A 14,038-nucleotide genomic window follows, 5' to 3' on the forward strand; every position below is an offset into this window, starting at 1 on the left:
GCATGACCCGTCGCCGCGTCGTCGTCACCGGTCTTGGCCTCGTCAGTCCTGTCGGCAACTCGGTTGCCGAAGGCTGGGCCAACATCCTCGCCGGGCGTTCCGGCATCGCCACCGTCACCCGCTTCGACGCCAGCAACCTGGCCTGTCATTTCGCGGGCGAGGTCAAAGGCTTCAACATCGAGGACTACATCCCCGCCAAGGAAGCCCGGCACATGGATGGATTCATCCATTACGGCCTGGCGGCGGCGATGCAGGCGGTGCGTGATTCCGGCATTCCCACCGGAGATCAACTCAGCGAGGAGCAGGCCGAGCGCATCGGCGTGCTCGTCGGCTCTGGCATCGGCGGCTTGCCGCTGATCGAAGAGACCAAGATGGAGTTGATGAACCGCGGCCCGCGGCGCATCTCTCCGTTCTTCATTCCGGCCTCGATCATCAACATGATCTCTGGCCACGTGTCCATCCAGTTCGGCTTCCAGGGCCCCAACCTGGCGATCGTGACGGCCTGCACCACGGGTCTGCATGCGATCGGCGAAGCCGGTCGACTCATCGAGTACGGCGACGCCGACGTGATGATCGCCGGCGGTGCCGAAGGCGCGGTGTCGCCGCTGGGCATCGGTGGTTTTGCCGCCGCCCGGGCACTCTCCACCCGCAACGACGACCCCGCCACTGCGTCCCGCCCCTGGGACAAGGATCGCGACGGCTTTGTGCTGGGCGAGGGCGCCGGCGTTCTCGTCCTCGAAGAGTACGAACACGCCAAGAAGCGCGGCGCCAAGATCTACTGCGAACTGGCGGGTTTCGGCATGGGTGCGGACGCGTACCACATGACCGCGCCGAACGTTGACGGCCCCAAGCGCTCCATGCGCGCGGCGCTGCGAAACGCCGGCATGAACCCCGATCAGGTGCACTACATGAACGCCCACGGCACCTCGACGCCGCTGGGGGACGTGAACGAAACCAACGCCATCAAGCTGGCGTTCGGCGACCACGCCAAGAAGATGGTGGTCAGTTCCACCAAGTCCATGACGGGTCACCTGCTCGGCGGGGCCGGGGGCATCGAGTCGGTCTTCACGGCGTTGGCGGTGCATGACCAGGTGGCGCCCCCCACCATCAACATCTTCAACCAGGATCCCGAGTGCGACCTGGACTACTGCGCCAATGAGGCGCGGCCGATGAAGATTGATGTGGCGGCCAAGAACAACTTTGGCTTTGGCGGCACCAACGGCACGCTGATCTTCAAGCGCGTCTGACGCCTTGCGGCCGCGGCGATGCGACCTGCACCGCCACTGGTCATCCACATCCAACCGCTGTCTGCAGTGCAGGCCGCGGTTTCTTTTTTTTCAGCCTTGATGGCGGCAGGGCTGGCGGCCTGGGCTGTGTCGCACAACCCCGCGTTGTGGCCGGCGTGGGCGGCGGTGCCCGCCACCGCAGCCTGGGGATGGCGCGAGTCGCGTGCGCAAACACGGCGCTTGCGCTGGGATGGGCAAGCCTGGTGGCTGAGGGAGGCCGATGCCGCGCCCGAGCGGGCCGTCGTGCCGTCGGTGCTGATGGATCTGGATCGCTGGATGCTGCTCCATACCGCCGCGCCAGCCCGGTGGCTGGTGGTGAGCCGAGGCCAAGCGCCGGCCACCTGGGGCGGCCTTCGGGCCACGCTGTACGCAGCGCCAAAAGCGTCCAAAGTGCGTTCAGCGCCGATGCAGCCCTGAACGCCCCCGGCGAGGACCTCGGTGACCTCTGCCTTGCGTTCGGGCATGCGTCATATTCGACGTTGCTGCGCGCTCCGGGGCCATCCGTCGCTGAGTCTGGGTGCATGTGCGATGCCCCACGCCCCGCGGTGCATCGGCGAACCCGTCAGAATCCGCGTCGTTCGCCCCTTTCGTGACCTTTTGGAAATGACCCATGCAGGTTGAGATCTTGACCCCTTCTTCTCGCACGCGTTTTCTTTGGACGGGCGTGGTGCTGGCGTTTTCGCTGGCCCTCGGACAGGCGCCTGCTGCTGCGCAGCCTCGCGACCTGCCGGACTTTGCCGAGCTCGTCGAGCGCGTTGGCCCGGCCGTGGTGAACATCCGCACCGCCGAGAAGGTGAAGGCCGCGGAAGGTCAGGGCGAGATGAACGAGCAGATGCAAGAGTTCTTCCGCCGCTTCGGCATCCCGGTGCCCAACCCGCGTCGCGGGGCGCCGCGGGGCGGCTCGACGCCTGAGGATGACGCGCCCACGCGCCGTGGCGTCGGCTCGGGCTTCATCCTGTCGGCCGACGGTTACGTGATGACCAATGCGCACGTGGTGCAAGGCGCGGACGAGGTCATCGTCACGCTGACCGACAAGCGAGAACTCAAGGCCAAGATCGTCGGCGCCGATGCGCGTTCCGACGTGGCCGTGGTGAAGGTGGACGCGTCGGCGCTGCCCTTCGTGAAGGTGGGGGACAGCAACCGCGCCCGCGTGGGTGAGTGGGTGATGGCCATCGGCTCGCCGTTCGGCCTGGAGAACACGGTCACGGCCGGCATCATCAGCGCCAAACAGCGCGACACCGGCGACCTGCTGCCACTGATCCAAACCGATGTGGCCATCAACCCGGGGAACTCGGGCGGGCCGCTGGTGAACATGCGGGGCGAGGTGATCGGCATCAACTCGCAGATCTACAGCCAGAACGGCGGCTACATGGGCATCTCGTTCGCCATCCCCATCGACGAGGCGATGCGGGTGGCGGACCAACTCCGCAATGGCGGCCGTGTGGTGCGCGGCTTCCTGGGCGTGCTGCCCGACGACATGACCAAGGAAATTGCCGAGTCGATCGGGTTGGGCAAGACGCTTGGCGCGGTGGTGCGCAACGTCACGGCCGGCAGCCCGGCGGAGAAGGCGGGCATCGAAGGCGGTGACGTCATCACCAAGGTCGATGGCAAGCCCGTGGAGAAGGCGCTGGATCTGCGCCGCATGATCGCGGCGGTGAAGCCGGGCAACAAGGCGACGCTGACCGTGTTCCGCCGCGGCAGCTTCAAAGACATCGTCGTCACCGTGGGCGAGGCCGAGAAGCCCAAGGGCAGCGATGTGGACGCTGACAAGGGCAAAGACGCGGCGCCGGCCAACGCCAGCCTGGCCTTGGGTCTCAAGGTGGCCGAGCTGACGGACGCGCAGCGCAAGGAACTCAAGCTCAAGGCGGGTGTTCGCGTCGAGGCTGCGTCCGGGGCTGCAGCGCGTGCGGGCCTGCGCGAGGGCGATCTCATCCTCTCGGTCGACAACGTCGAGGTGTCGACGGTCAAGGCTTTCCAGGCGCAAATCGCCAAGGCCGACAAGGCGAAGGTGATCAACCTGGTCGTCCGGCGTGACGATGTGGTCAGCTTTGTGTTGTTGAAGCCAGGGCGCTGAGCGCGGGAATCCGGGGCTGCACGTCGGATATTCCACAATCCGAAAAAAGAGCTTCTGACCTTTCGGGGCGATTTCGCAAGTGGGTGCAGGCTCACTTATCGGGGCGGTGCCGGATTGTTTCTCTGGAACGCTAAAATGCACCCTTGAAAGGCGTGGCTTCATCGCCCCCAGCAACGCAATTCGAGGTGTTGGCGGCGGTCGCAAAAGCATCCACAGGACATTCACAGCGGCTTGTGGATAACCTGTGGTCAAAATCCTTGTTGGCGGCCCGCAACGGCCGCAAAACCAATGCTGGTGCGGTGTCCCGGCGGGGGCTTTTGGCTACAATGAAGGCCCAACAAGCAGTTGCCATACCTTTTTGTTGGAAGGCACGTCGCCTCTTCGACGTGCCTTTTTTTTGACTCCAGCACGGCGCGTTCCGCGCCTTCACATCGCTTCGCGATTTGAGCTTGCGTCGCAACGGCTGACGCCGTTGTAGCGGCCCCAGGATTTCGCGAAACACAGCATGAACCACATCCGCAATTTCTCCATCATTGCCCACATCGACCACGGCAAGAGCACGTTGGCCGACCGGATCATTCAACGCTGCGGCGGCTTGAGCGATCGCGAGATGGAAGCGCAGGTGCTGGACTCCATGGACCTGGAGCGCGAGCGCGGCATCACCATCAAGGCCCAGACGGCCGCGCTGCAATACAAGGCGCAGAACGGTCAGGTCTACAACCTCAACCTCATCGACACGCCGGGGCACGTGGACTTCTCCTACGAGGTCAGTCGCTCGTTGTCGGCCTGCGAGGGGGCGCTGTTGGTGGTGGACGCGTCGCAGGGCGTGGAAGCACAGACCGTGGCCAACTGCTACACGGCGCTGGATCTGGGCGTTGAAGTGGTGCCGGTGCTCAACAAGATGGACTTGCCGTCGGCCGACCCGGACAACGCCAAGGCGGAGATCGAAGACGTCATCGGCATCGACGCCACCGACGCGATCCCGTGCTCGGCCAAGACCGGCATGGGCATCGATGAGATCCTGGAAGCCGTCATTGCCAAGATGCCGCCGCCCAAGGGCGACCCGGAAGGCCCGCCGCGGGCCATGATCATCGACGCCTGGTTCGACAACTACGTGGGCGTGGTGATGCTGGTGCGCGTGGTGGACGGCGAGCTGCGCAAGAACGAGCGCATCCGCATGATGGCCACGAACTCGGTCTACCCGATTGAGCACCTGGGCGTGTTCACGCCCAAGAGCGAGAACCGTGACGTGCTCAAGGCCGGCGAGGTGGGCTTCATCATCTGCGGCATCAAGGAGTTGGCCGCCGCGAAGGTGGGTGACACCGTCACGCTGGAAAAGAAGCTGCCCAACAATGCCGGCCCGGCAACGGAAGCGCTGCCTGGCTTCAAGGAAATCCAGCCGCAGGTGTTCGCGGGTCTGTATCCGACCGAGGCCAGCGAATACGACCAGCTGCGCGATGCGCTGGAGAAGCTCTGCCTGAACGACGCTTCCATCCGCTACGAGCCCGAAGTCAGCCAGGCGCTGGGCTTCGGGTTCCGCGTCGGCTTCCTGGGCCTGCTGCACATGGAAATCGTGCAGGAGCGTCTGGAGCGTGAGTTCGACCAAGACCTCGTCACCACCGCCCCCAGCGTCATCTACGAGGTGGAGCTGAACGACGGCGAGGTCATCCAGGTCGAGAACCCGTCCAAGATGCCCGACGTGGGCCGCATCCGCGAGATCCGCGAGCCCATCGTCACGGTGCACCTGTACATGCCGCAGGACTACGTCGGCGTCGTCATGACGTTGGCCAATCAGAAGCGCGGCGTGCAGCTCAACATGGCCTACCACGGCAAGCAGGTCATGCTGACCTACGAGATCCCGCTGGCCGAGATCGTGCTGGACTTCTTCGACAAGCTGAAGTCCGCCTCGCGCGGCTACGCGTCCATGGACTACGAGTTCAAGGAGTACCGCGCCGCCGACGTGGTGAAGGTGGACATCCTCATCAACGGCGACAAGGTCGACCCGCTGGCCATGATCGTGCACCGCAGCCAGAGCCAGTACCGCGGCCGCGGCGTGGCCGCCAAGATGCGCGAGCAGATTCCGCGTCAGATGTACGACGTGGCCATTCAGGCCGCCATCGGTGCCAACATCATCGCCCGCGAGAACATCAAGGCGCTGCGCAAGAACGTGCTGGCAAAATGCTACGGTGGTGACATCACCCGCAAGCGCAAGCTGCTGGAAAAGCAAAAGGCCGGCAAGAAGCGCATGAAGCAGATCGGCTCGGTCGAGGTGCCTCAAGAAGCCTTCCTCGCCATCCTGCAAGTCGACGACTGACCCTCTCTCCCTCTGCCTTGAAAACCTCCTTGATGAGCGCTCTGACCGGTGTTTTGTACGCGGCCCTGGTGGCCTACCTGGGCGGCTGGTACACCGGTCGATGGAGCGGCAACTTCGCGTTGCTGCTGTTCATCCTGACCGCGGTGACCTTGCTGTACTGGCTGGCAGAGCGCTACTACTTCGCGCCGGCACGCCGTGCTGCGGCTGAGGCCCTGGTGGCCAACGACGCCAAGCGCCGCGAGCAACTGGCGGCCCAGGGCATTGCCCGGGTGGACGGTGACATCGAGCCGGCCCGCCAGCAAATCCTGCAACAGCCCTGGTGGCTGGACTGGACCGCCGGCCTGTTCCCGGTGATCCTGGCGGTGTTCCTGCTGCGCAGCTTCCTGTTCGAGCCGTTCAAGATCCCTTCCGGTTCCATGGTGCCCACGCTGCTGGTGGGGGACCTCATCCTGGTGAACAAGTTCCACTACGGCATTCGTCTGCCGGTGCTGAACAAGAAGATCATCGCCAACAACGACGTGAAGCGCGGTGACGTCATGGTGTTCCGTTACCCGGAAGACCCCAGCACCGACTTCATCAAGCGCGTGGCAGGCATCCCGGGCGACGAGATCAGCTACGTCAACCAGAAGCTGTACGTGAACGGCCAAGCGGTGCCGGTGCAGTCGCAGGGCAATTTCTACGACGAAGACGGCCGCGTGTACCGCCAGCGCTTCCTGGAAAAGCTGGGCGAGAAGGAACACCAGATCCTCGTGCAGCCGGACGCCCAGCGCTTTTTCCGTGCCGACCGGGCCGACGGCCCGTTCCCGTTCCATGAAAACTGCCGCTACACGCTCGAAGGCGTGACCTGCAAGGTGCCGGCGGGCCACTACTTCATGCTGGGCGACAACCGCGACAACTCGCGCGACTCTCGATTCTGGGGATTCGTTCCGGACGAGAACATCGTGGGCAGGGCCTTCTTGGTCTGGATGAATTTCGGTAACCTCAAGCGCGTCGGAACCTTTTTCGATTGATCCAGATGCGCTCTCGCCGCTGCTCCCCCTCGCTGCCTCGCCGCCAACGCGGCCTCACCCTCATCGGCCTGCTGTTCTGGGGGGCGGTCATCGCCACCTCGGCCGTGGTGTTGATGAAGGTGTTCCCCACGGTGCTGGAGTACTACACCGTGCAGCGCGTGGTGGACCGCATCGCGTCCGGCAATCCGGCCACGGTGCCACAGGTGCGCCAGGAGTTTGACCGCGCCACGCAGGTTGAATACTCCATCCAGAGCATCAAGGGCGGCGACCTGACGGTGACCAAGGACAACAACGACAAGGTCGTGATCGAGTTCGCCTGGGACAAGGAGATCGACCTGTTCGGGCCGGTCTACCTGACGATCAAGTACCGCGGCAAGTCTCGTTGACGCCCGCGTCGCGTCAATGAATCCCGCACTCGACGACCTTCAGCGCCGTCTCGGCCACCGTTTCCAGCGGCCGGAGTTGCTGTCGCGTGCGCTCACGCACCGCAGCTATGGCGCCGATCACAACGAACGCCTGGAGTTCCTGGGCGACGCGGTGCTGAGCCTGGCTGTGTCCAGTCTGCTGTACGAGCGCTACGCCGGCTCGGACGAAGGCGACCTGACCCGCGTGCGGGCCCACTTGGTGCGCGAGGACAGCCTGCACAAGCTGGCGCTGACGCTGGGCCTGCCGGGCGTGCTCAAGATGTCGGACGGCGAAGCCCGCGGCGGCGGCGCGCAGCGCCCGTCCATCCTGGCCGATGCGGTGGAGGCGTTGCTGGGCGCAGCCTACATGGACGCGGGCTACGAGGTGGCCCTGTCCATCGTGCGTCGCTTGCTGGGCGACACCATTGCCACGGCCAGCAGTGCGGGCGACTTCGCCAAGGACGCCAAGACCGCGTTGCAAGAGTGGCTCCAAGCCCGCCGCATCGCCGTGCCGGCCTATCGCATCGTCGCCACGCGCGGCCAGGCCCATGCGCAGACCTTCGAGGTCGAATGCGCGGTGGCCGCCTTGGATGCCGCCGAATTGGGCGAAGGGCGATCCCGCCGCGCCGCTGAGCAGGAGGCCGCCCGCCGCCTGCTGGACAAACTCACCGCCGTACGAGGCAACCCATGACCGAGCCCACGCTGCCCCAACCCGTCCCGCAACGCTGCGGCCTCATCGCCATCGTGGGTCGTCCAAACGTCGGCAAGTCCACGCTCTTGAACGCGCTGGTGGGCCAGAAGGTCAGCATCACCTCGGACAAGGCCCAAACCACGCGCCATCGCATCACGGGTGTGCGCACGGTGGACGAAGCGCAGTTCGTGTTCGTCGACACGCCGGGCTTCCAGACCAAGCACAACGCCGCGCTGAACCGCACGCTCAACCGCACGGTGCATGGCGTGCTGGCCGACGTGGACCTGGTGCTGTTCGTGGTGGAAGCCGGCCGCTTCGGCCTGGACGACGCCAAGGTGCTGGGCCTGCTGCCGGAAGACAAGCCGGTGGTGCTGATCGCCAACAAGCTCGACGCCGTGCACCGCCGCGCCGAACTTGCGCCTTGGCTCAAAGGCATGCAGGAGCGCCGTAACTTTGCCGAGTTCGTGCCGCTGTCGGCCAAGAAGCCGGCGGACGTGGACCGCCTCTTCAAGATCCTCAAGCCCTACCTGCCCGAGCAGGGCTGGTTCTACGACGAGGACGCGCTGACCGACCGCAGCGAGAAGTTCCTGGCCAGCGAAATCATCCGCGAGAAGCTCTTCCGCCTGACGGGCGACGAGTTGCCTTACACCTCCACCGTCGTGATCGACAAGTGGGAAGACGAGGGCGAACTGCGCCGCATCAGCGCCAGCATCGTCGTCGAGCGCGACGCCCACAAGGGCATGATCATCGGGCAGGGCGGCGAGCGCCTGAAGCGCATCGGCTCCGAGTCGCGCCAAGAGCTGGAGCACCTGATGGACGGCCGCGTGTTCCTGGAGCTGTGGGTGAAGGTGCGCTCGGGCTGGGCCGACAGCGAAGAGCACCTGCGCTCCTACGGCTACGAGTGAGCGCCGGCCCGCACGGGCGACACCCATGAGCCCACGCCTGCCGCCCAGCCAGCCGGCCTACGTCCTGCACCAGCACGACTGGAGCGAGTCCAGCTTGATCCTGGACCTGTTCACGCGCGAGTCCGGGCGGGTGGCGGTGGCAGCCAAGGGGGCCAAGCGCCCGTACTCGCAGCTGCGCGCCGTGTTGTTGCCGCTGCAGCGCATCACCGTGAGCCTCAGCCGCCCGGCCAAGGCCGACGGGGGCGAGGTGCAGACGCTTCGCAGCGCCGAGTGGGGCGGCGGCGCCACGCTGCCCTCCGGGGCGGCGCTGTTCTCGGGCTACTACCTGAACGAACTGCTGCTCAAGCTGCTGGCCCGACACGACCCGCACCCCGAGTTGTTCGACGCCTACGCCGATGCGCTGGCGCATCTGGCCGAGGGCGACAGTACGTTGCGGGCGTTTGAAATCCAGCTGCTGTCGGCGCTGGGCTTGCTGCCAGACCTCAGCGTGGTCACGCCCACCCAGGCCGCGGTGGACCCGGAGCGGCGTTACCAACTCTCGCCCGAGTCGGGCGTGATCCCGCCGGTCAGCGACGCGAGCCTGCCCGGCGCGCTGCTCATTCAACTGCAGGCGGCGCTCCTGCACGGCAGCCCCGCCGCCTTGCGCCAGACCTGTGCGGCAGCCCCCCAGGGGCTCAAGACGACCCTGCGCGGCCTGCTTCACTACCATTTGGGCCACCAGCCGCTGCGCACCCGGGCGCTGATGCTGGACGTGCAACAACTGCTGGATGTTTGAACCCATGAATCCCTTCGCTCCTGCCAGCGGTCGCTGCGCGCTGTCGGTCAACGTCAACAAGGTCGCGCTGCTTCGCAACACCCGCCACCTGGGCATTCCCAGCGTGTTGCGGGCCGCCGAGCAGTGCCTGCAGGCCGGCGCGCAGGGCATCACCGTGCACCCGCGGCCGGACGAGCGGCACATTCGCGCCAGGGATGTGGACGACCTGGCCGCCTTCCTGAAGGATTGGCCGCAGGCCGAGTTCAACATCGAGGGCAACCCCACCCAGAACCTGATGGACTTCGTGCGCCGCCACCGGCCGCACCAGGTCACCTTCGTGCCCGATGCGGAAGATCAGTTCACGTCGGACCACGGCTGGACGCTTCCGCAAGACGCGGCGCGCCTGGCGCCGCTGATCCGCGAGGCGCAAGACCTGGGTGTGCGTGTGAGCCTGTTCATGGACCCGCTTCCCGCTGCCATGGCCGCGGTGGCGGAGCTGGGCGCCGATCGCATCGAGCTGTACACCGAGACCTTCGCCAGCGCCTTCGGCACGCCGCGCCAGGCCGACGTGCTGGCGGGCTTCACCGCCACGGCACAGGCCGCCTTGCAGGCGGGGCTGGGCATCAACGCCGGGCATGACCTGAACCGCGACAACCTCGGCGCCTTCCTGGCCGCCGTGCCCGGGGTGCAGGAGGTGTCCATCGGCCACGCACTGATCGCCGATGCGCTGGAACTGGGCTACGCCGAGACTGTGCGCGCCTACCTGCGCGCCATTGCAACCGCCGGCACATGAACCTGCGGCGGGCCCATGCCGACGACGCGCCGCGCCTGGCGGCCCTGGCACAGTGGGTGTGGCTGGACAGTTATGCCCAATCGGGCGTGCACGCCGGCGTGTTGCCCTACCTCGCGGCGTCGTTCAGCGAAGGGGCGTTTCGCCACCTGTTGGCCGACCCCGACCGCGCCTTGTGGGTGCATGAACACGAGGGCCACTTGCAGGCCTTGGCCCAGCTGCGCCGCGGCGCGACAGCGCCCGTGGCAGCCCGCGCGACGGTGGAGCTGGAGCGCCTGTACGTGGCGCCGCCCTGCACCGGCCAGGGCCAGGGCGTGCATCTGCTGAAGGCGGCGCGGGCCACGTGGCCGGCCGACGGCCTGTGGCTGACCGTCTGGGCCGGCAACACCGGCGCGCAGCGGTTTTATGCGCGTGAAGGTGGTGTGGTGAAGGGCGAGACCGACTTCATCCTCGACGGCCAGGCCCACCGCAATTTCGTCTACGCCTGGGAGTGCGCATGATCTACGGCATCGGCACCGACATCTGCGACATCCGCCGCATCGAGACCACCCTGGCCCGGCGCGGTGACCGCTTTGCCGAGAAGGTGCTGGGCCCGCAGGAGCTGCAAGTGTTCCTGGCGCGGCGGGAGCGTTCGCACGCGCGTGGCGTGCGTTTCCTGGCCACACGCTTTTCGGCCAAGGAGGCCTTCAGCAAGGCCATCGGCCTGGGCCTGCACCTGCCCATGCGGCTGCCCGACTGCCAGATCCTCAACGAGGCCAGCGGCCGGCCCGTGCTGAAGCTGCTGGGCCCGCTGGCCGACTGGTTTGCCGAACGCCGCCTGAGCGGCCTCGTCACGCTCAGCGACGAGAGCGACTACGCGGTCAGCTTCGTCGTCGTCGAGCAGGCGCCGCCGGCCGCGTAGGCCGGCCCGGTCACGGCTTCTTCTTGGTCGCGGGCTTGGCCAGCGACTCGCCCTTGGTCTGCATGGCCATGTCCATGTCCATCAGCACCCGCTGGTGGTCGGGGCCGTCCATGGTCATCTTCATGTCCATGGTCAGCTGGCCGGCCAGCGGCAGGCGGTCGGCCAGGCGCAGGCTGCTCGTGCCCTTGCCGCCGCCGGTCATCACCACGTGCAACATGCGGGGCGGGGCGTCCGGTGTGTCGGTGGTCTCCGCCGCAGAAGCGGACGAGGCCGCAGCCGCGGCCGCGGCGGGCTTGGGAAGCGGGGTGTCCAGCTTGACGTCCAGCGTCATGCCGAGGTCGAAGTAGGCCACGCCCTTGTCCACGCGAACCAGGGTGTAGTGGATCTGGGCCTGCATGCCGCCGCCCGCACCCGGCACCGGCACGGGCATCGCCATGTTGAACGGCACCGTCACGCTCTCGCCCACCTTCAGCGGTTGCTGGCTGAGCGCCTTGGGCAGTTGCAGCGCCTGGCTGATGAGGGTCTCGCCCTGGGCCCGCATCAGCGCGTTCATCTCGGGTGAACTGCCCTCGATTTTCTGGACCTCAAAGCTGAAGTCTCGCGGGTTGAATCGGGCGGTGATGGCCATGTCGCCCTGCTTGCCGTCCGGCAGGGGAATGACCTTGTCGCCCATCTGCATGGTGCCCTTCTTGCTGCCGGAGGTGACGGTCAAGGGCAACCAGCCGGCGGCATCCGGCTGGCCGACCTTCATCGTCTGCTCCATCTGCATGGTCATCTTCATGCCGCCCATCTGGGCCATCTGCTCGTTGGCCTTGGCGGTCTTCGCGCGCTGTTCGTCCGTGGCGTCAGCAGCAGCTTCGGCGCGCATTTTCATGACGGCCTGGATGTCAATCAACTGCCGCTGGTGCTGGCCGGCGCGGGGCGTGGTGTCCAGGCTGATGGCGGCGGACGCGGCCGGTGCGGCTTGGGCCGCGGGTTGCGCGCCCAGCAGGGATGCAGTCAGCAAGGCGGCCAGGGCGGGCGCACGCAGCGGGAATGGGAAGGACATGATGGATGGGACTCCGGGAGAGGAACGCCGCCACATCGGCGGGGTGCGGGGCATCCTAGGAGGCACCGTGTAAGCGCCGCATATGGATGGTGTGTGAAGGATGGCGATTTGGAGGACGCAGCGCGGTGGACGCGCCAGCGAACTCAGCGCGGGTGGAACATCAGCCGCTCGGCCAGCTCACGGCGAGCCGGCGTTTGCGCCGGCAGGCGGTCCAGCAGCGCGATGACCGGGTCGCAGGACGCGGCTGCCGCGGCGGGCGAGGCGCCCGGCGCGTCGGGGGCGTCGGCCCACAGGCGGGACAGCAGGCCCATGGCGGCACTGCCCACCGAGCGATCCAGCACCTCGACTTCAATGCGCGTCGGCGCCTTGGGCTGGAAGCGCGGCGGCGTGCCGTTGGCCGCGTCCAGCAGCCAGGCTGCTTCGCGCGCCTGGAGCTCCTGCGGCATCTGCGTACGGGCGGTCAGCCGACCGTCCAGCAGGTCGCGGCACAGGGCGCGGTTGCTGCCGGTGGCGGGCGTGCGCAGCGCCTTGAGCTGGTCGTTCACGATCTGCACGTAGCGCCGGCGCAGCACGCCGTCGGTGTTTTGCAGAAGACTCGGCATCTGGCTGGCGAGCGGGGCCAGCACCGTGGCTTGCACCGCATCGTCGGCCGCCCCGGCGGCACGCGCGGCCAGCATGCGCTGCGCCACGGTGTCGATGGTGCCGTGGGTGCGGCGGTCCAGCGCCTGCCACACCGGGTGCTGGCGCAGCGTGTCGGTGTAGTCGGCCAACGGGGCGCCGGCCGGCGGCAGCGCAATCGCCAAGGTGCGCGGCGACGGTGCGATCAATTGGTAGGACTGCAGCTCCTCGCGCGGCACGAACCACATCGACCGCGCCGGCGTGCGCAGCGTCTTCTCGATCATGGCCTCGGGCAGGCCCAGGCTGCGGTAGGTGCTGGCCAGCTGCTGGTTGGCCAGTTGCTCGAACACCGGGTTGAACGTGCCGGTGGACGCGCGGTGGAAGCCCAGTTGGCCTTCCGGGGCCAGGTGCCGCTGGCTGCCGGCCAGGAACACCAGCGTGCAGGCGCTGGCACAGGTGCCCACTGCGCGCGACTCGTGGCGGTGCGCCTTCACGGCCGCAGCCATCTGCTCGGCCTCGCGCACCCGGCCGCCCGGAGACGACAACTCCACGCGCTTCAGGTCCCGCGCGGCGTCGCTGGCCAGCAAGGCGCGCAGGCGCTCGCCGTCCCCCATGCCGATGACGCCCGACAGCAGCAGGCTGCGCCCGTCTTCAGCCACGGTGAACGTGGCTTGGCCGATGGGGTCGATGCCCCGCGCCATTTGCCAATACTCCCCCAGGCTGGGCAGCAGGCCGAACAGCAGTGACGCGGCCAGTTGCAGCGTGCCCAGCACCAGCGCGCCGCGTGTGAGCCAGCCCCATAGCAGCGACCCGTGGTGTCGCAAGTACACGGTGGCCGCCCGCCAGGCGCCGACGATGCACCACACGTCCAAGGCGGTCAGCAGCGGGAAACCCAGCAGCACGACGATGGCGTTGATCTGCAGCGAATCGCCCTTCACGCTGATCCAGCTCATCAAGCCCGTGAGCAGCATCGCCAGCGGCGTGGCCACCAGCATGTGGTTGACCCAGAAGCTGCGCGGCAGGCTCATCTCGCCGCGCCAGTGGCGCGCAAAGTACGAGCCCTCGGTTGGCAACGCGCCGCGCGGCGGGCGGCCGGGTTGGGAGGGCGGGCGCGGGCGCTTGGACGCCAGCTGCCAGGTCGCAGGCGGCTCGTCGGGCTTGGGCGCGGCCTGGGCCTCCGCTTCGGCGGAGGTGGGGTCGATGTAGGGGCGGCGGCGGGTGGCGTCGTTCATGGAATGCAGCG

14 protein-coding genes are annotated in these 14,038 nt (G+C 67.2%); 12 read left to right on the top strand and 2 right to left on the bottom strand.

Features of this window, described 5'->3' with window-relative positions:
• Positions 1 to 2 precede the first annotated feature (2 nt).
• The 12 genes from fabF to acpS all read left to right on the top strand — a co-directional run bounded on the left by fabF (position 3) and on the right by acpS (position 11,129).
• Complete coding sequence (gene fabF, locus ACG01O_RS19075) at positions 3 to 1,247, top strand: beta-ketoacyl-ACP synthase II (RefSeq protein WP_394386993.1); 1,245 nt, start codon at positions 3 to 5, stop codon at positions 1,245 to 1,247.
• Between the two features lie 99 nt (positions 1,248 to 1,346).
• Positions 1,347 to 1,703, top strand: coding sequence for a hypothetical protein (locus ACG01O_RS19080; RefSeq protein ID WP_394386994.1), 357 nt, complete (start codon positions 1,347 to 1,349; stop codon positions 1,701 to 1,703).
• A 193-nt stretch (positions 1,704 to 1,896) separates the two neighbouring features.
• Positions 1,897 to 3,360, top strand: a complete 1,464-nt coding sequence (locus ACG01O_RS19085) for a DegQ family serine endoprotease (protein ID WP_394386995.1) — start codon at positions 1,897 to 1,899, stop codon at positions 3,358 to 3,360.
• A 505-nt stretch (positions 3,361 to 3,865) separates the two neighbouring features.
• Entirely contained in the window at positions 3,866 to 5,674 is a 1,809-nt protein-coding gene (gene lepA, locus ACG01O_RS19090; protein ID WP_394386996.1) for a translation elongation factor 4, read from the top strand.
• A 32-nt stretch (positions 5,675 to 5,706) separates the two neighbouring features.
• The gene (gene lepB, locus ACG01O_RS19095) at positions 5,707 to 6,684 is read left to right on the top strand and encodes a signal peptidase I (RefSeq protein WP_394386997.1); all 978 of its coding nucleotides are present in this window, start codon (positions 5,707 to 5,709) and stop codon (positions 6,682 to 6,684) included.
• Positions 6,685 to 6,689: 5 nt separating this feature from the next.
• On the top strand, positions 6,690 to 7,070 hold the full coding sequence (locus ACG01O_RS19100; protein WP_394386998.1) for a DUF4845 domain-containing protein: 381 nt from the start codon (positions 6,690 to 6,692) through the stop codon (positions 7,068 to 7,070).
• A 16-nt stretch (positions 7,071 to 7,086) separates the two neighbouring features.
• Complete coding sequence (gene rnc, locus ACG01O_RS19105) at positions 7,087 to 7,779, top strand: ribonuclease III (RefSeq protein WP_394386999.1); 693 nt, start codon at positions 7,087 to 7,089, stop codon at positions 7,777 to 7,779.
• Entirely contained in the window at positions 7,776 to 8,684 is a 909-nt protein-coding gene (era, locus tag ACG01O_RS19110; protein ID WP_394387000.1) for a GTPase Era, read from the top strand. Before rnc ends, era begins: the two co-directional genes overlap by 4 nt.
• Before the next feature lie 25 nt (positions 8,685 to 8,709).
• Positions 8,710 to 9,459, top strand: a complete 750-nt coding sequence (gene recO, locus ACG01O_RS19115) for a DNA repair protein RecO (RefSeq protein ID WP_394387001.1) — start codon at positions 8,710 to 8,712, stop codon at positions 9,457 to 9,459.
• A gap of 4 nt (positions 9,460 to 9,463) precedes the next feature.
• Complete coding sequence (locus ACG01O_RS19120) at positions 9,464 to 10,231, top strand: pyridoxine 5'-phosphate synthase (protein WP_394387002.1); 768 nt, start codon at positions 9,464 to 9,466, stop codon at positions 10,229 to 10,231.
• Positions 10,228 to 10,728, top strand: coding sequence for a GNAT family N-acetyltransferase (locus ACG01O_RS19125; protein ID WP_394387003.1), 501 nt, complete (start codon positions 10,228 to 10,230; stop codon positions 10,726 to 10,728). The genes ACG01O_RS19120 and ACG01O_RS19125 overlap by 4 nt, the downstream gene beginning before the upstream one ends.
• Entirely contained in the window at positions 10,725 to 11,129 is a 405-nt protein-coding gene (acpS, locus tag ACG01O_RS19130) for a holo-ACP synthase (RefSeq protein WP_394387004.1), read from the top strand. Before ACG01O_RS19125 ends, acpS begins: the two co-directional genes overlap by 4 nt.
• Before the next feature lie 10 nt (positions 11,130 to 11,139).
• Here acpS and ACG01O_RS19135 read toward each other — a convergent pair whose 3' ends face one another.
• Complete coding sequence (locus tag ACG01O_RS19135; protein WP_394387005.1) at positions 11,140 to 12,177, bottom strand: hypothetical protein; 1,038 nt, start codon at positions 12,175 to 12,177, stop codon at positions 11,140 to 11,142.
• Positions 12,178 to 12,320: 143 nt separating this feature from the next.
• Complete coding sequence (locus tag ACG01O_RS19140; RefSeq protein WP_394387006.1) at positions 12,321 to 14,027, bottom strand: COG3904 family protein; 1,707 nt, start codon at positions 14,025 to 14,027, stop codon at positions 12,321 to 12,323.
• Positions 14,028 to 14,038 lie beyond the last annotated feature (11 nt).

The organism is Pelomonas baiyunensis (assembly GCF_043555935.1).
In the GTDB taxonomy this organism is placed as follows: Bacteria; Pseudomonadota; Gammaproteobacteria; order Burkholderiales; family Burkholderiaceae_C; genus Pelomonas; species Pelomonas baiyunensis.

What these genes read in the sequence shown, in the direction of transcription:
- fabF (WP_394386993.1), top strand. Translation starts at nt 3, where the DNA reads ATGACCCGTCGCCGCGTCGTCGTCACCGGTCTTGGCCTCGTCAGTCCT.
- ACG01O_RS19080 (WP_394386994.1), top strand. Translation starts at nt 1,347, where the DNA reads ATGGCGGCAGGGCTGGCGGCCTGGGCTGTGTCGCACAACCCCGCGTTG.
- ACG01O_RS19085 (WP_394386995.1), top strand. Translation starts at nt 1,897, where the DNA reads ATGCAGGTTGAGATCTTGACCCCTTCTTCTCGCACGCGTTTTCTTTGG.
- lepA (WP_394386996.1), top strand. Translation starts at nt 3,866, where the DNA reads ATGAACCACATCCGCAATTTCTCCATCATTGCCCACATCGACCACGGC.
- lepB (WP_394386997.1), top strand. Translation starts at nt 5,707, where the DNA reads ATGAGCGCTCTGACCGGTGTTTTGTACGCGGCCCTGGTGGCCTACCTG.
- ACG01O_RS19100 (WP_394386998.1), top strand. Translation starts at nt 6,690, where the DNA reads ATGCGCTCTCGCCGCTGCTCCCCCTCGCTGCCTCGCCGCCAACGCGGC.
- rnc (WP_394386999.1), top strand. Translation starts at nt 7,087, where the DNA reads ATGAATCCCGCACTCGACGACCTTCAGCGCCGTCTCGGCCACCGTTTC.
- era (WP_394387000.1), top strand. Translation starts at nt 7,776, where the DNA reads ATGACCGAGCCCACGCTGCCCCAACCCGTCCCGCAACGCTGCGGCCTC.
- recO (WP_394387001.1), top strand. Translation starts at nt 8,710, where the DNA reads ATGAGCCCACGCCTGCCGCCCAGCCAGCCGGCCTACGTCCTGCACCAG.
- ACG01O_RS19120 (WP_394387002.1), top strand. Translation starts at nt 9,464, where the DNA reads ATGAATCCCTTCGCTCCTGCCAGCGGTCGCTGCGCGCTGTCGGTCAAC.
- ACG01O_RS19125 (WP_394387003.1), top strand. Translation starts at nt 10,228, where the DNA reads ATGAACCTGCGGCGGGCCCATGCCGACGACGCGCCGCGCCTGGCGGCC.
- acpS (WP_394387004.1), top strand. Translation starts at nt 10,725, where the DNA reads ATGATCTACGGCATCGGCACCGACATCTGCGACATCCGCCGCATCGAG.
- ACG01O_RS19135 (WP_394387005.1), bottom strand. Translation starts at nt 12,177, where the DNA reads ATGTCCTTCCCATTCCCGCTGCGTGCGCCCGCCCTGGCCGCCTTGCTG.
- ACG01O_RS19140 (WP_394387006.1), bottom strand. Translation starts at nt 14,027, where the DNA reads ATGAACGACGCCACCCGCCGCCGCCCCTACATCGACCCCACCTCCGCC.